Annotated in this window: 12 protein-coding genes and 3 pseudogenes; 14 read left to right on the top strand and 1 reads right to left on the bottom strand. The window is 71.4% G+C overall.

Going from position 1 to position 15,442, the window contains the following annotated elements; translation table 11 throughout:
• The first annotated feature begins 60 nt into the window (after positions 1-60).
• The gene (locus tag FD678_RS16315; RefSeq protein WP_140726106.1) at positions 61-582 is read left to right on the top strand and encodes a fimbrial protein; all 522 of its coding nucleotides are present in this window, start codon (positions 61-63) and stop codon (positions 580-582) included.
• A 28-nt stretch (positions 583-610) separates the two neighbouring features.
• Here the strand turns inward: FD678_RS16315 and FD678_RS16320 are convergent, their stop codons facing one another.
• The gene (locus FD678_RS16320) at positions 611-1,255 is read right to left on the bottom strand and encodes a response regulator transcription factor (protein ID WP_140726109.1); all 645 of its coding nucleotides are present in this window, start codon (positions 1,253-1,255) and stop codon (positions 611-613) included.
• Between the two features lie 79 nt (positions 1,256-1,334).
• On the opposite strand from FD678_RS16320, the gene FD678_RS16325 reads away from it, so the two are divergent.
• From FD678_RS16325 to FD678_RS16380, 13 genes and pseudogenes are all read left to right on the top strand, one after another.
• Entirely contained in the window at positions 1,335-4,916 is a 3,582-nt protein-coding gene (locus FD678_RS16325) for an ATP-binding protein (RefSeq protein ID WP_140726113.1), read from the top strand.
• Positions 4,917-4,974: 58 nt separating this feature from the next.
• Positions 4,975-5,277, top strand: coding sequence for a hypothetical protein (locus FD678_RS16330; protein WP_140726115.1), 303 nt, complete (start codon positions 4,975-4,977; stop codon positions 5,275-5,277).
• A gap of 110 nt (positions 5,278-5,387) precedes the next feature.
• Complete coding sequence (locus FD678_RS16335; protein ID WP_140726118.1) at positions 5,388-6,740, top strand: putative bifunctional diguanylate cyclase/phosphodiesterase; 1,353 nt, start codon at positions 5,388-5,390, stop codon at positions 6,738-6,740.
• A 78-nt stretch (positions 6,741-6,818) separates the two neighbouring features.
• The gene (locus tag FD678_RS16340) at positions 6,819-7,346 is read left to right on the top strand and encodes an RNA polymerase sigma factor (RefSeq protein WP_218569785.1); all 528 of its coding nucleotides are present in this window, start codon (positions 6,819-6,821) and stop codon (positions 7,344-7,346) included.
• A 294-nt stretch (positions 7,347-7,640) separates the two neighbouring features.
• Positions 7,641-7,754 (top strand): annotated as a pseudogene (locus FD678_RS20970) (HvfA family oxazolone/thioamide-modified RiPP metallophore); the annotation flags it as partial.
• Between the two features lie 36 nt (positions 7,755-7,790).
• A pseudogene (locus FD678_RS20975) lies at positions 7,791-7,904 on the top strand (HvfA family oxazolone/thioamide-modified RiPP metallophore); the annotation flags it as partial.
• A 43-nt stretch (positions 7,905-7,947) separates the two neighbouring features.
• Positions 7,948-8,760: an HvfB family MNIO-type RiPP peptide maturase gene (locus FD678_RS16350; RefSeq protein ID WP_140726230.1), complete on the top strand. Its 813-nt coding sequence runs from the start codon at positions 7,948-7,950 to the stop codon at positions 8,758-8,760.
• Positions 8,757-9,533 carry an HvfC family RiPP maturation protein gene (locus FD678_RS16355; protein ID WP_140726128.1) on the top strand — a complete coding sequence of 259 codons (777 nt, stop codon included), beginning with the start codon at positions 8,757-8,759 and terminating at the stop codon, positions 9,531-9,533. Before FD678_RS16350 ends, FD678_RS16355 begins: the two co-directional genes overlap by 4 nt.
• Positions 9,534-9,570: 37 nt before the next feature.
• Positions 9,571-10,035: pseudogene (locus FD678_RS16360) on the top strand (HvfX family Cu-binding RiPP maturation protein); the annotation flags it as partial.
• 187 nt (positions 10,036-10,222) lie between these two features.
• Positions 10,223-11,194: an MBL fold metallo-hydrolase gene (locus FD678_RS16365; protein ID WP_140726133.1), complete on the top strand. Its 972-nt coding sequence runs from the start codon at positions 10,223-10,225 to the stop codon at positions 11,192-11,194.
• A 165-nt stretch (positions 11,195-11,359) separates the two neighbouring features.
• Positions 11,360-13,510 (top strand): TonB-dependent siderophore receptor, encoded by a 2,151-nt coding sequence (locus FD678_RS16370; RefSeq protein ID WP_218569786.1) that lies wholly within the window; start codon positions 11,360-11,362, stop codon positions 13,508-13,510.
• 126 nt (positions 13,511-13,636) lie between these two features.
• A complete protein-coding gene (gene cycA, locus FD678_RS16375) occupies positions 13,637-15,010 on the top strand; it encodes a D-serine/D-alanine/glycine transporter (protein ID WP_140726140.1) in 1,374 nt (457 codons plus the stop codon).
• 121 nt (positions 15,011-15,131) lie between these two features.
• Positions 15,132-15,442, top strand: a 311-nt coding sequence (locus FD678_RS16380) for a DUF2076 family protein (RefSeq protein WP_140726143.1), incomplete at its 3' end; no start/stop codon positions are given.

The raw sequence follows: 15,442 nt of genomic DNA on the forward strand, positions 1-15,442 counted from the left end.
GCTTGGCGGCGCCGGCGCTGCCTGCCGGTGCGCGCCACCCGAACACCAGGAAGACAACCCATGGACATCGTGAAGTACGCGCTCCCCGTGCTGCTGGCGTGCGGTTTGGGCGCCGGCGAGGCCCGCGCGCAGAACGTGGACATCACCATCAATGGCCGGGTCACGCCTGGCTCCTGTTCGGTGCAGACCGGCTCGATCACCAAGACGCTGGCCGACGTGTCGATCAACGACATGACCGGGGTGGGCTGGGCGCCGCCCCGGTACGAGGACATGCCGCCGATCGTGCTGAACTGCCCGATCGACGGCATCCGGGTCACCGCCAGCCTCGCCGACCAGACCACGCCCGGCAATACCAGCGACGTGCTCTCGGTGCAGGGCGGGGCCGACGCGGCCACCGGGGTCGGGCTGCAGGTCGCGCGCGCCGCGGCGGGCCCGGCGCTCGTGCTGCGGCAGCCCTGGACGTTCGACAGCGTCTCGCCGACCACGACCGTGCAGCTGTTCGCCCGCTATTACCAGACGGCCGAGCGGCCGACCGAAGGCTCGGTGACCGGAAGGGCGACGCTGACGCTGACCTACAACTGAGCCGTCGCGCGCGGCACCGCTGCGGAGCTTAGTTGGAAAAGCCGTTCGTGCGCAGGTAGTGGAACAGCTCGGCGTCGTTCTTCAGCCCGAGCTTGCGCATGGCATCGCCCTTCTGCCGGCTGATCGTGGTGATGCTGCGATGCAGCTGGTCGGCGATCTCCCGCACGGTCAGGCCCGAGGCGAGCAGGCGCAGCACTTCCGTCTCGCGCGGGGAAAGCGGGCGAGCCGGCGAGCCGTTCACGTCCTCGGCGCCGATCTCGGCCACGCGTTCCTTCAGGCCGCGGCTGATGTAGGGTGCGCCGCGGTGCACGGTCTGGATGGCGACCGGCAGCTCGTCCATCGACGAGCCCTTGTCCACTAGGCCGAGCACGCCGGCCGAGGCCACCATCCTCAGCAGGCCCAGGTTGTTGGCCATGCTGAGCATCAGCACCGGCAGCCGCGGATGGCGGCGCCGGATCAGTTCCATCAGCGCGATGCCGTCGGCCTGCCGGCCGCCGGGCATGGCGAAATCGGTGACCAGCACGTCGCAGGGATGCGAGGCCAGGCACTCCATCAGTTCGTCGGTGCTGCTGGCCTCGGCCACCACGTCGCCGACGCCGCTGTTCTCGATGACGGCGCGCGCGCCGATGCGCACGACGGGATGGTCGTCGGCGATGATGATGCGCAGCCGCATGGCCTAGTATGGCCTGCCGCCAGGGACGCCGGTCGTTTCCGCGTCCTGCCGCCGTCGCAACTCCGTGAGGTCGTACGACATGACGTCGTTCCTTATCGTCCGTTGGCTCGTGCTGGGGTTGGTGCTGCTGTCGTGGCCTGCGGCGCAGGCCCGGGCGGGCGAGGGCCTGCCCCTGTTGTCGCCGGAACAGCAAGCGTGGGTGGCTGCCCATCCGACGATCGTGCTGGGAGTATACGACAGCGGTTGGCCGCCCTATGAGCGCGTCCGCGGGGGGCGTCCCGAAGGGCTCGGCCCCGACTACCTGCACGCGCTCGCGCAGCGCCTGGGCCTGCGCTTGCGCGTGCGCACGTACCCCGGCTGGTCGCAGTTGCTGGACGCGGCGTGCCGCGGCGAGATCGACGTGGTGATGAACGTGTCGCTGACCGCCGAGCGCACCCGCTGCATGGTCTTCACCGACGAGTACGCGAAGGCGCCGATCGCGGTGGTCGGGCGGCGGGGCAGCGCCGGCGACGGGCGCGAGACGGGCCTGGCCAACCTGCGCATCGCGACCGAGGCGGGCTTCCTCAGCGGCGAGATGGCGCGCGCGTACTATCCCGGCGCGCGCCACCTGCAGGCGCGCGATACGCTCGATGCGCTGGCGATGGTGGCCGACGGCCGCGCCGACGTGTTCCTGGGCAACGCCTACGTGGCCCAGCAACTGATCGCCGAGCACGGCCTGAAGCGGTTGTCGCTGCTGCGCCCCAGCGCGCTCGCGCCGGAATCGCTGCACTTCGGCGTGCCCAACGCCAAGCAGCCGCTGGCCGAGGCGCTGGATGCGGCGCTCGCCGAGCTGGATGCGGAACAGCGCCGGCGGATCGAGGCGCGCTGGCTCGAGCCGCTGCGCTGGACCGACCGCCGCCAGCTGGCGCTGGCGCCGGCCGAGGCGGCGGTACTGGCCAAGCACCTGCGGCTGGGCTTCGCCACGCAGTGGGCGCCGATCTCCTTCCTGGACGAGGACGGCAAGGCCAGCGGCCTGGCCGCCGAGTACCTGGAACGGCTGCGCGGCATCGGCGCGCGCCTGGAGCGCACCCATGCCGGCAGCTGGCAGGACATCCGCCGGCAGATGCTCGACGGCAAGGTGGACGCGGTGATGGGCGTGCCCACCGACAGCCGGTTCCCGGAGGGCACGTGGGTCTACAGCAAGCCCTTCCTGAGCGTGCCCAACGTCATCGTCACCCGCATGGACGGGCGCGCGGTGCTCAGCCTGGCCGACCTGCAGGGCCGCACGCTGGTGCTGTCGGACCCGGAGCGGATCGGCCGCTACGTGCGCGACAGGGCGCCGGAAGCTCACATCGTGCCCGCGCCCGACGCCCGTACCGCGCTGGAGCTGCTGGCCGAAGGCAAGGCCGACGCCTACGTGGGCAACCTGGCGGCGGCCGACCAGTTGGTGCGACGGCACTACCCCGGCCGCCTGAACATCGCCGCGCCGGCCGGCTTCGACGACCACCTGGCGCTGGCGGTGCGCCGCGAGTACGCGCCGCTGGCCAGCGCGTTCGACCGGTTGCTGGCCTCGATGAGCCCGCGCGAGCGCGAGGCGATCCGCAGCGACTGGCTGGCGGTGGAGTACCGCAACGGCGTGGATTGGCGCCGCATCGCCCGCTGGGCGATCCCGCTGGCGCTGGTGCTGCTCACGGCCGGGGTGGTGCACGGCCTGGGCCACGTCCGGCTGCGCCGCGAAGTGGCGGTCCGGCGCGCGGTCGAACGGCGCCTGGCGGAAGTCACCGACAACCTGCCCGCGGTGGTCTACCAGGCCCGCCGCGAGCCGGACGGCCGCATCTCGTTCCCCTTCATCACCGGCGACATGCGCTCGCTGTTCGGGCTGGCGGCGGAGGAAGCGCTGCAGGACGAACGGCGCCTGTTCGCCCGGGTCCATCCGGACGACCAGCCGCGCCTGGCCGAGGCCATGGCGCGGGTGGCCGAAACGCTGCGGCCGCTGGACATCGAGTTCCGCGCGCGCTCGCCCGACGGTTGGCGCTGGGTGCGCTCCAGCGCGCAGGCGCATGCCGCCAGCGACGGCGCCCTGCTGCTCAGTGGCTACTGGGTGGACGTCACCGAAGCGCATGCCCAGGCCGAGGCGCTGGCCGCGGCCAAGCAGGAGGCCGAGCGCGCCGCCGCCGCCAAGGCCGACTTCCTGGCCACGATGAGCCACGAGATCCGCACGCCGATGAGCGGCGTGCTGGGCATGCTCGAGGTGCTGGAGCACACCCGCCTGGACGGGGAACAACGCACGATCCTCGGCACGATGCACGACTCGGCGCAGATGCTCCGGCAGATCCTCGACGACATCCTGGATTTCTCGAAGATCGAAGCCGGCGCGCTGGCGCTCGCCGCCGAACCGGTGGACCTGCGGCGCGTGGTCGGCAACGTGCAGCAGATGCTGATGCCGCTCGCGACCGAGAAAGGCCTGCTCCTGCACCATCGCGTGGATGCCGCGGTGGCCGGGCGGCATCTCGCCGACGGCGTGCGCCTGCGCCAGATCCTGTTCAACCTGGTCAGCAACGCGATCAAGTTCACCGACCGGGGCGAGGTGGCGATCGCGCTGGAGGCGCTCGACCCGCAGCCGGGCGCGCAACGGCTGCGGCTGTCGGTGAGCGACACCGGGATCGGCATCCCGGCCGAGCAGAAGGCCCGGCTGTTCCAGCCGTTCTCGCAGGCGCACATCGCCGCATCGCGGCGCCACGGCGGCAGCGGCCTGGGCCTGAGCATCTGCCGGCGGCTGGTGGACCTGATGGGCGGGGCGCTCCGCCTGGAAAGCGAGCCGGGGCGCGGCACCCGGGTGGAAGTGGAGCTCGCGCTGCCGTACGCGACGGCCCCGGCCCCGGACGGCGAGGCGCAGGCCGCGGTCCCCGGCAGCAGCGGCGCCGGGTTCGCCGGGCGGCGGGTGCTGGTGGTGGAGGACCATCCCACCAACCGCACCCTGATGCAGTGGCGCATGCGCCAGCTCGGGCTGGACGGATGCGTGGTCGAGGACGCGCAGGCGGCGCTGGAACGGCTGGCGACGGAGCGGTTCGACGCGATGATCACCGACTGCCGGATGCCCGGCATGGACGGCTATGCGCTGGCGCGCGAGATCCGCGAGCGCGAACGCCGGGCCGGCGCGGCGCGCCTGCCGATCATCGCGCTGACCGCCAGCGCGCTGGAGGGGGAGGCCGAGCGCTGCCGCGATGCCGGCATGGACGATTTCCTCGCAAAGCCGGTGGCGCTGGAGGCGCTCAGGGCGTGCCTGGCGCGCTGGCTCGCTCCCGGCGCCGACGCGCCGGCAGCGCAGGCCGCGGCCTTGGTGGAGCAGCCGGCCGGCGCGCCCGCGCCGGATCGCGCCGGGCTGGTGCGCCGCTACGGCTCGGAGGCGGTGGTGCGGCAGATGATCGACAGCCTCGTCCCGGCCACCCGCGAGGACATCGCGGCGCTCGACGCGGCGCTGGCCGGTGCGGACGCGCAGGCGGTCTGCGACCGCCTGCACCGGATCGCCGGCGGCATCGCACTGGTCGACGGGGAGGAACTGGCCGCCTCCGCCCGGGTGCTGATGAGCTACATCGCCCGCGAAGGCCTCGTCGGCCACGCCCCGGCGGTGCGGCGCTTCCGCAGCGCGCTCGCCGCCTACCTCGACGCCCTGGCAGGCTGAGCGGGATTTTCGGAGTTGTTGCATGGTCCCGACCGCGCCGGCGGGACACAGTGGCGGCATGAACGCGCTCCACGCCCCGTCCTGCCGCCCCGCCTGCCCCGGCCATGCCGGGGACGGGGGCGATCGTGCGCGCGCGCTGGCCGGCCTGCTGCGGGAAGCGGCGCGGAGCGAGGCGGAGCTGCTGTATCCGCTGTTCGCGGCGCTGCTGGATGCCCACATGGGCGCCGGCCACGCCGATGCCGCCGCCAACGCGCGCATCCGCGACCGGCTGGACGAGATCGAACTGCTGCTGGCGCTGGAGATCGAGCGCGCCGGCCTTTCCCGCGCACTGGCCGGCGGCGCGCGCCGGCGCGATTCGTAGTTGTTGCATTCAACGGCCGGCGCGCCGGCACGAGAATCGGACCGACCCTCGCCGGCGTCGATTCGCCGACCCGCACGTTTCGCCCCTCGAGCGACCCCTGGAGGCCGGACATGAAAACCATGGACCCATTGACCGGATTGCCTAACCGCCTGGCGCTGGAACGCCGCCTGCAATACCCGGATCCGGGCGCGGCGCGGATGGCGCTGCTGGTGGTGGACATGGACGATTTCCATGCGATCAACGGCCGCCATGGCCGCGACGGCGGTGACGCGCTGTTGCGCGAGGCCGCGCGGCGCCTGCAGGCGGCGACGCGGACCGGCGACCTGGTGGTGCGCATGGAGGGCGACGACTTCGCCGTGCTGGCCGAGGTCGCCGAACCGGACCAGGTCAAGGTGATCGCGCGCCGCGTGCTCCGCTGCCTGCAGGCGCCGTTCGAGCTGGGCGGGCGTTCGGTCGACCTGCTGCCCAGCATCGGCATCGCCCTGGACACCGCGGCCGGGTCCCGGCACGCGCGCCTGATCGAGCAGGCCGGCATCGCGTTGCGGCTGGCGAAGGAGCGCGGGCGCAACCGCCACGAACTCTACGATGCGGCGATGAGCCGCAGCGCGACCGAGATCGAGCTGCTGCTGGAAGACATCCGGCAGGCGCTGGAGCGGCGCGAGTTCTTCCTGCTGTACCAGCCCAAGCTGGACATCCAGCGCGGGCGCATCGTCGGCGTGGAAGCGCTGCTGCGCTGGAAGCACCCCAGGCACGGGGTCATCACGCCCGACAACTTCATCCCGCTGGCCGAACAGACCGGCGCGATCGTGGACATCGGCCGCTGGGTGCTGGACGAGGCCTGCCGCCAGATGCGCGCCTGGCGCGACCAGGGCGTGGCCGACTGGAGCGTGGCGATCAACACGTCGGTGTTCGAGATCGGCTCGCCGGCCTTCTTCCGCGACATCTGCGGGGCCCTGGAGCGCTACGGGCTGGACCCGCGCGACCTGACCATCGAGGTGACCGAGTCCGGCGCCATGCGCAACCCGGAACTCAGCCTGGCGGTGCTGCGCAGGCTGGCCTCGCTCGGCGTGCGCGTGTCGCTGGACGATTTCGGCGTGGGCTACTCCAGCCTGGCGCACCTCCGGCGGCTGCCCGTCGACGAAGTGAAGCTCGACCGCAGCTTCATCGCGGGACTGACCGAGAACGCCGAGGATCCGGCCATCGTCAGCGCGATCATCACCCTGGCCAAGGCCGTGAGCCTGCGGGTGGTGGCCGAAGGCGTCGAGACGCTCGAACAGCAGGCGACCCTGGCGGAAATGGAGTGCGACGCCATCCAGGGCTACCTGGTGAGCCCGCCGGCCGGGCCGGACGACATCGCGGCGATCGCCTCCCGCTACCGGGAAGCGCACCGGCATTTCGACGAGGAACTCGCCGCGGCCGCTCCGGCGGCGTCCGCCTGCCGCGGCCGCGTGAACGGATCCTGAGCGGTTCCGCGCCGCGGCCGCCGCGCCGCGCACCTTTTCGCCTCGTTCCTTCCTCTTTCCTTGTGTCGAATTTCTGGAGTGACGCTCGTGGGCCGCATGGCGATCGATGAAGCAGACCTGGCCGATGCCCATGCCGGCGACGCCGCCGCGCTGGAGCGGGTGCTGCGTTGCTCGCGCCAGGACCTGCGCCGCTACGCCGAGTTCCATTGCGCGATCAACGACGTGGAGGACGCGGTGCAGGAGAGCCTGATCACCGTGTCGAGGAAGCTGGGCAGCCTGCGCAGCCTGGACGCCTTCGTGTCGTGGCTGTTCCGCATCGTCAAGCGCGAGTGCAACCGCATGAAGCGCCTCCGCCGGATGCTGGCCGGCGATGCGATCACCGAGGAGATCCTGCCGGCGGTGGAAGCCGAACCGGTGGAGTGGCGCCAGGACATCGCCGCGGCGCTGGAATCCTTGCCCGGGCACTACCGCACGATCCTGCTGATGCGCGACCTGGAAGGCCTGTCCATCGCCGACATCGCCGAGCGGCTGCAGGTCGGCCGGGAAGCGGCCAAGGCGCGCCTGCACCGCGCGCGCGTGCTGGCCCGGGAGTACCTGAGCCGATAGCGGACATCGAACACGCAGGCGCGGCGGGAGCCGCGTCGCCTTGCGGCCGGAGGGCGGCCGCAAGGCGCCATCGCAGGGGACCGTCCTCGCGATGCCTGCCAAGAACCGGATCCGCGGCGCCCGTCGCGGATCCAGGCCCGCCTGGAACCAGGCTTTTCCAACCAACAGGAGTCAAGCATGTCCCACAACAAGCACAACGGCCCGGTCAAGGGCACCCTGGCGGCCGTCGCCCTCACCGGGGCGCTGGCGCTGTCCGCCAATGCGTTCGCGATGACCGAGCTCGCCGCCGGCTACATGCAGGCCGCGCCCGCGGCGGCGAAGGCGGCCGAGGGCAAGTGCGGCGAGGGCAAGTGCGGTGCCGACAAGAAGCACGCCGAAGGCAAGTGCGGCGGGGAGAAGAAGGCCGGTGCCGAGGGCAAGTGCGGCGAAGGCAAGTGCGGTGCCGGCAAGAAGCACGCCGAAGGCAAGTGCGGCAGCGACAAGAAAGCGGGTGCCGAGGGCAAGTGCGGCAGCGGGAAGAAGACCGGCGCCGAGGGCAGCTGCGGTGGCGCGGCCTGATACCGCCGTTCCGGCGCGCCGGCATGGCACCGCCATCGACGCGATGGCGGTGGGCATCGGCCTGCGGCGTGCCCTGATGGGCACGCTGCTGGAGGCGGACGCGCGCGACTTCGACTTCGTCGAGTGCGCGCCGGAGAACTGGATCGGGGTGGGCGGCCGGTTCGGGGAGATGCTGGACGAACTGGCCGCGCGCAAGCCGCTGGCGTGCCACGGGCTGTCCCTTTCCCTGGGCGGCACCGAGCCGCTCGACCTGCCGTTCCTGAAGAAGGTCGCCGGCTTCATGGACAGGCACCGCGTGGACCTGTACAGCGAGCACCTGAGCTATTGCGGCGACGACGGCCACCTGTACGACCTGCTCCCGTTGCCGTTCACCGAGGAAACGGTGCGGCACGTGGCCGGGCGCATCCGGCGGGTGCAGGACGCGGTGGGGCGCAGGCTGGCGGTGGAGAACATCTCCTACTACGCGCCGGCCACCGGCGAGATGGACGAGGCGACCTTCGTCAAGGCGATCCTTTCCGAAGCCGATTGCGACCTGCTGCTCGACGTCAACAACGTCTACGTCAACGCCGCCAACCACGGCTACGACGCGGCCGCTTTCCTGGCGGCGATGCCGGCCGGGCGCGTCCGCTACTACCATGTGGCCGGGCACTACGACGAACCGGACGGGCTGAAGATCGACACCCATGGCGCGCCGGTCAAGGATCCGGTCTGGGCGCTGCTGGCCCAGGCCTACCGGAGCATCGGGCCCCGGCCCACGCTGCTGGAGCGCGACGCCAACTTTCCCGGCTACGGGGACCTGAGGAGCGAGCTGCAGCTCATCCGCCGGCTGGCGGCGGGAACGGGAGCGCCCGCATGAGCCGCGTCCAGGCGCCCGCCGCGTTGCGGGACCACCAGTTGCGCATGGGCCGATGCCTGCGCGATCCCGAAGCGGCCGCGATGGCGGGCGTGCCCCCGCGCCGGCTGGCGGTGTACCGGGAGCTGTTGTTCAACAACATGGCCGAGCTGCTGCAAGCCAACTTCCCGGTGATCCGGCAGGTCATGGCCGGGCGCTGGGAAGCGCTGGTGCGAGATTTCTTCCGCGACCACCGCTGCACGACGCCGCTGTTCACCGAGATCGGCCAGGAGTTCCATCGCTACCTGTGCCGGCGGGCGGAACGAGCCACGCAGGATCCCTTGCCGGCGTTCCTTCCCGAACTGGCCCACTACGAGTGGGTCGAACTGGCGCTGTCGATCAGCGAGGACGCCTACCCGGGCGCGACCGCGCGGCCTGCCGGCGGCATCGACGACCGGCCGCTCGTGCCGAACCCGCTGGCCTGGGCGCTGGCCTACCGCTGGCCGGTCCACCGGATCGGCGGCGGCGAGCTGCCCGGGGCGCCGCCTGCCGAGCCCACGCTGCTGCTCGCGCGAAGGACGCGCGACCACCAGGTCCGTTTCACCGAACTGGGCATCGTCGCCTTCGAACTGCTGCGATCCGTCTCGCAGGCGCGCCAGCGCACCGCGCGGCAGCACCTGGCACGGGTGGCGCGCCGGCTCGGCGTGGCGGGGCCGGCGCTCGCCACGTTCATGGCGCAGGGGCGTTCGACGCTCGAGCGGATGCTGGAACAGGACATCGTGTTCGCCGCGGCATGACGCGATCCACCCCCTTGAACCCAACGAAGGAGAGACGATGACATCGAAACCCGCGCGCATCCTCGCGTGGTGCGCCAGCCTGGAGCGCGGCGGCGACGTGGTGGGCCTGCTGCCCATCCGCGCGCTGCTGTGCTGGGAATACCTCGAAGCGGGCCTGGAGAAATACCGGGGCGAGAACTGGTTCGGCTCGATCGCGTTGCCGGCGCCGTTCTCGCTGTTCCCGGCCGATTTCAACTGGACCTTGTCCATGGCCCTGGAGATCGCCGGCGCGCTCTGCCTGCTGCTCGGCCTGGCGACGCGCTTCTTCGCCGCGGTCCTGCTGTTGCTGACCGTCGTGGCGACCGCGGCGGTGCACTGGCCCGAAGCCTGGAGTTCGTTCGCCGAATTGTGGATGGGCTATGCGATCACCGACCAGGGCTACGGCAACTTCAAGCTGCCGTTGCTGTTCGCCGCGATGCTGTGGCCGCTGGTGGTGTTCGGCCCCGGCCGGTTGAGCCTGGACGCGCTGTTCCGCCGCGGGTTCGCACCGGCCGCCGCACGGGGCGCGGTGGACCCGGCGCAGGTCCTGCGCGTCTGGTCGGTGGTGCTGCTGGTGGCGGGCATCGCGGTGGCGTGGCTCGTACCGGCCGCCGGCCTGGCGCTCGCGCTGGCGGGCATCGTCCTGCTCGCCCGGCAGGGGAAGGTCCTCGATGCGTAGCCCGCGGCGTACCGGCGCGCTGGGCCATGCCATGGCCCTCGCCGCGTTGCTTTGCCTCCCGGCGCTCGCCTGGGCCGGCGCGAAGCCCGGCCTGGAACTGGTCGTGCTCGGTTCCGGCGGGCCCGAGCTGGCGCATGGGCGCGCATCCACCTCCTACCTGGTCCGCGAGGACGGCAAGGCGAAACTGATGATCGACGCGGGCGCGGGCGCGATGGCGAACTTCGCCAGGAGCGGAGCGCGCATCGAGGACCTGCAGGCAGTGCTGCTGAGCCACGTGCACGTGGACCATTCGGTCGACCTGGCATCGTTGGTGAAGGCCTCGTACTTCGGCGACCGCACCAGGGACCTGCCCATCCTCGGACCCGGCGGCAACGGGCGCGTCCCCTCGACCCGCGAGTTCGTCGATGCGCTCTTCGCATCGCCCGGCGGTGCCTACCGGTATCTCTCGGACTACGTCGATGCGCGCGCGCCGGACCGGTACGCACTGCGCCCGGTCGACATCGGCGCGGACTGGGAACGACCCGGGATCTACCGCACCGAGATCGACGGATTCGCGATCAGCGCCATGCCGGTGTCGCACGGGCCGATCCCGGCACTGGCCTGGCGGATCGAGAAGCACGGGCGCGCCATCGTGTTCGCCGGCGACACCAGCGACCAGGCCGGCCGGCTCGCGGGGTTCGCGAAGGGCGCCGATGTCCTGGTCGTCCACTTGGCGGTGGCGGACGACGGCGACCCCGTCGCCAATGCGCTGCACATGCCGCCCGCGCGGCTGCTGCAGCGGGTGGACGAGGCGAAGCCGGGAAGGCTCGTGCTCTCCCACATCATGGGCCGGACCGAATCGTTCGCGCCGGCGTTCGCCGGCCGGCTCGCCGCGCGTCGCGACCCGGTCGACGTGGTGGTCGCACGCGACCTGGACGTGATCGCGCTGGAATGCGGCGAGGCATCCCGGCGCGCCGGCCGCTGAAGGACGACGCCGTCCCCCCGACCGCGGCGGCTGTCCGTGTGCCCGCCGCGGCGCTCGGGTAGAATCGCGCCATCCGACGACACGCCAGCTCCCCGCCCGCCAGATCGTCGTCACCTGCGCATGCCGATGGCTGCGTTCCAAACCTTTCCTGGGGAGCTGCGTTCCATGTTCCATTCCCGTTGCGGCGCGTTGCGCCTGGGCCTGCTGGCGGCCAGTCTTTCCGTTGCGCTGTCGGCGATGGCGCAGTCGCGATCGGAGGCGCCCGACAATGCCACCACGCTCGATGCGGTCAATGTCCGCGGCACGCTTCCGCGCGCGTATACGGTCGAGCAGAGCACGGCCGCGACGCGCTTGACGTTGACGCCGCAGCAGACCCCGCAGTCGCTGACCGTGGTGACCGAGCAGCGCATCGAGGACCAGGCCATGACCTCGGTGCGCGACGTGCTCGACAACGTCACCGGCGTTTCGTCCAACGCCTACGACACCGAGCGCGTGCTGTTCTACTCGCGCGGCTTCCTGGTCCAGAACATGGCCTACGACGGCGTGCCGGTCGCGCCGGGCCTCAATGCCGAATCCGCCGACGGCAGCCTGGACACCGCGATCTACGAGCGCATCGAGGTGCTGCGCGGGGCCAGCGGCCTGATGACCGGCGCGGGCAACCCCTCGGCGATGATCAACTTCGTGCGCAAGCGCGCCGACAGCCGCGAGTCCCAGGGCGAGGCCTCGCTCAGCGCGGGCTCGTGGGACACGTGGCGCGGCACGGTCGACGTGGCCTCGCCGCTGAGCGGGGATGGCCGCGTGCGTGGCCGCGTGGTGGGGGCCTACGAGCAGGGCGACTCGTACCTGGACCGCTACCACGGCAAGAAGACGGTGCTGTACGGCGTGGTCGATGCCGACCTCGCGCCGGACACCACGTTGAGCGTGGGCTACGACTACCAGAGGACCCGGCCGGAGCGCATCACCTGGGGGTTCTATCCGGTGTTCTACGCCGATGGCGGTTTCCTGGAATGGCCGCGCGGCTTCAACAGCGCGGCCGACTGGACGTACTGGTACAACACCACGCAGACCGCGTTCGCCGACCTGCGGCACCGCTTCGGCAACGGCTGGCAGCTGCGCGCGATGGCCAGCCATCGCGCCACCGAGGGCGACATGGCGCTGTTCTACGTCGAGGGATTCCCGGACCGGCTGACCGGCGAGGGCATGACGCCCTACGCCTACCGGGCGCGCCAGGAAGGGCGCCAGAACATGCTCGATCTGTACGCCTCCGGCCCGTTCCGGGCCTGGGGCCGCGAGCACGAACTGGTGGTCGGGCTGAGCGGCTCGCGCTACGACACGGAGACGTTCGAGGCCAGCCATGGCGAGCTGGCCGCGGTCGGCGACTTCCTGGCGTGGGACGGGGACTACCCCTATCCGGACTTCAGCGCCGACAAGCGCAAGTCCGCCGACAACCGCACCGACCAGCAGGGCGCCTACGCCGCCGCCCGGCTGTCGCTGGCCGAGCCGCTCACGCTGATCGCCGGTGCGCGCTACAGCCGCTGGAAGAACGATACCCGCGACAGCAGCGTGTTCCACCACGAGCACAACAAGACCGTGCCGTACGCCGGGCTGGTGTACGCGATCACGCCGGTGTACTCGGCGTTCGTCAGCTACACCCAGGTATTCAACCCGCAGCCGTTCCGCCGGGCCGACGGCAGCTTCCTCGATCCGGTGCTGGGCAGCAGCCGCGAGGCCGGCATCAAGGGCCGCCATCTCGACGGGCGCCTGAACACCTCGCTGGTACTGTTCGACACGCGCCAGGACAACGTGGCGGTGGCCGATCCCGGGCAGTACCTGCCGGACGGCATCACCCAGGCCTACTCCGCGGTGGACGGCACGCGCTCGCGCGGTTTCGAGCTGGAAGCGTCGGGCGAGCTGGCCGAGGGCTGGAACGCGTCGTTCGGCTGGTCGCACTTCACGCTGGAAGGGCCGGGCGGCGAGCAACTGCGCCCGGACCTGCCGCGCACGCTGGTGCGGCTGTTCAGCACCTGGCGCCTGCCCGGCGAGTGGAGCGGGCTGACCGTGGGCGGCGGCGTCAACTGGCAGGCGGCCAGTCATGCCATGGTGAGCGCGCCCGTGCCGGAAGGGCTGCGCCGGGTGGACCAGTCGGCGGTGACGCTGCTGAGCGCGATGGCGCGCTACGCCTTCGGGCCGCGCGCCTCGGTGCAGTTGAACGTCGAGAACCTGACCGCGCGCAAGTACTTCGTCCTGGACCAGTACAGCAACCTGCACTACGCGCCCGGCCGGCGCGCCACGCTGGGCTTCACCTACCGTTTCTGAGCCCGGCCGGGCACGCTGCGGGCGGGCCGGCGGTAGCCCCGCCCGCGGGCGCGGCGATCGAGGCTGGCGCGGGCGGCGGGCTTCTCTTAAGTTGGCCGCTTGCCTTCGCCACCGCCGTCCGCCCCCATGTCCGATCCGTCCGTCCCCGACCACCTCCAGCGTTCCCTCTCCAACCGCCACCTCCAACTGATCGCCATCGGCGGGGCGATCGGCACCGGCCTGTTCATGGGCTCGGGCAAGACCATCAGCCTGGCCGGCCCTTCGATCCTGTTCGTGTACATGATCATCGGCGCGATGCTGTTCTTCGTGATGCGCGCGATGGGCGAGCTGCTGCTGTCGAACCTGGAGTACAAGTCGTTCATCGACTTCTCCACCGACCTGCTCGGGCCGTGGGCCGGCTTCTTCTGCGGCTGGACGTACTGGTTCTGCTGGATCATCACCGCCATCGCCGACGTGATCGCGATCGCCAACTACGCGCAGTTCTGGTTCCCGGGGCTGGCGCCGTGGATACCGGCGGCGATGTGCGTGCTGTTGCTGCTCGTGCTCAACCTGGTGACGGTGAAGCTTTTCGGCGAGATGGAATTCTGGTTCGCGCTGATCAAGATCGTGGCGATCGCCGCGCTGATCGTCACCGGCGCCGGCATGGTCGCCTGGGGCTTCCGCTCCCCGGACGGGCACGTGGCCTCGCTGGCCAACCTGTGGAACGACGGCGGCATGTTCCCGATGGGGGCGACCGGGTTCTTCGCCGGCTTCCAGATCGCGGTGTTCGCCTTCGTCGGCATCGAGCTGGTCGGCACCACCGCGGCCGAGACCGCCAATCCGATGCGCAACCTGCCCAAGGCGATCAACTCGATCCCGGTGCGCATCATCGTGTTCTACGTGCTGGCGCTGGCGGCGATCATGTGCGTGACGCCGTGGCGCGAGGTGGTGCCGGGCAAAAGCCCGTTCGTGGAGCTGTTCGTGCTGGCGGGCGTGCCGGCCGCGGCCAGCCTGGTCAACTTCGTGGTGTTGACCTCGGCCACGTCCTCGGCCAACAGCGGCATCTTCTCCACCAGCCGCATGCTCTACGGCCTGGCCGAGGAAAAGCATGCACCCAAAGGTTTCGCCAGGCTTTCGCGCGCGGCGGTGCCGGCGCGCGGATTGCTGTTCTCCTGCGCCTGCCTGATGGCCGGGGCGCTGCTGATCTACGTGGTGCCGAACCTGGTGACCGCGTTCACCCTGGTCACCACGCTGTCGGCGGTGCTGTTCATGTTCGTCTGGTCGCTGATCCTGTGCGCCTACATCGCCTATCGGCGCAAGCGCCCGCAGCTGCATGCCGCGTCCACCTTCAAGATGCCCGGCGGCGTGGCGATGTGCTGCGTGGTGCTGGCGTTCTTCGCGTTCGTGCTGGTGCTGCTGACGCTGCAGCCCGATACGCTGCAGGCGCTGCTGGTGAGCCCGGCGTGGTTCCTGATCCTGGCGGTGGGGTATTGGCTGAAGCGGCGCGCCGCGCGCGGTTGAGCGCGCGGCACGCGGATGAACGCCGTCTGCACCGGCGACGGCGGCACCCCTTTGCCTGGGCCGTGGCATGCCCATGCTGTGCCTGCCGGCACTCGGCCGGCCCTCTCTCCCAGGTAACGGCATGACCCCGCAAGAACAGCAACTACTCGACGACTTCCTCGCCCGCCTGCGCGCCGGCGGCGGCGTGGCCAAGGACCCGCAGGCCGACGCGCTGATCCGCGACCGCCTGGCCGGGCAGCCGGACGCGACCTACCTGCTGGTGCAGCGCGCACTGCTGCTGGAGCAGGCGCTCGAGCAGGCCAGGGCGCAGATCGCGCATCTGCAGCAGGCCGGCGCGGCCCCGGCCGCCACCAGCTTCCTCGGACAGGGATGGGGTGCCAGCCCGCCGCCGTTGCCGCCGGCCGCGCCCGCCGCCGCGCCCGCCGCCGCGCC

This window comes from Pseudomonas sp. Hp2, from assembly GCF_006386585.1.
GTDB classification, from domain to species: domain Bacteria; phylum Pseudomonadota; class Gammaproteobacteria; order Xanthomonadales; family Xanthomonadaceae; genus Pseudomonas_S; species Pseudomonas_S boreopolis.

Excerpts from the sequence above, each read along its gene's own strand:
- FD678_RS16315 (WP_140726106.1), top strand. The coding sequence starts at position 61 with ATGGACATCGTGAAGTACGCGCTCCCCGTGCTGCTGGCGTGCGGTTTG.
- FD678_RS16320 (WP_140726109.1), bottom strand. The coding sequence starts at position 1,255 with ATGCGGCTGCGCATCATCATCGCCGACGACCATCCCGTCGTGCGCATC.
- FD678_RS16325 (WP_140726113.1), top strand. The coding sequence starts at position 1,335 with ATGACGTCGTTCCTTATCGTCCGTTGGCTCGTGCTGGGGTTGGTGCTG.
- FD678_RS16330 (WP_140726115.1), top strand. The coding sequence starts at position 4,975 with ATGAACGCGCTCCACGCCCCGTCCTGCCGCCCCGCCTGCCCCGGCCAT.
- FD678_RS16335 (WP_140726118.1), top strand. The coding sequence starts at position 5,388 with ATGAAAACCATGGACCCATTGACCGGATTGCCTAACCGCCTGGCGCTG.
- FD678_RS16350 (WP_140726230.1), top strand. The coding sequence starts at position 7,948 with ATGGCGGTGGGCATCGGCCTGCGGCGTGCCCTGATGGGCACGCTGCTG.
- FD678_RS16355 (WP_140726128.1), top strand. The coding sequence starts at position 8,757 with ATGAGCCGCGTCCAGGCGCCCGCCGCGTTGCGGGACCACCAGTTGCGC.
- FD678_RS16365 (WP_140726133.1), top strand. The coding sequence starts at position 10,223 with ATGCGTAGCCCGCGGCGTACCGGCGCGCTGGGCCATGCCATGGCCCTC.
- FD678_RS16370 (WP_218569786.1), top strand. The coding sequence starts at position 11,360 with ATGTTCCATTCCCGTTGCGGCGCGTTGCGCCTGGGCCTGCTGGCGGCC.
- cycA (WP_140726140.1), top strand. The coding sequence starts at position 13,637 with ATGTCCGATCCGTCCGTCCCCGACCACCTCCAGCGTTCCCTCTCCAAC.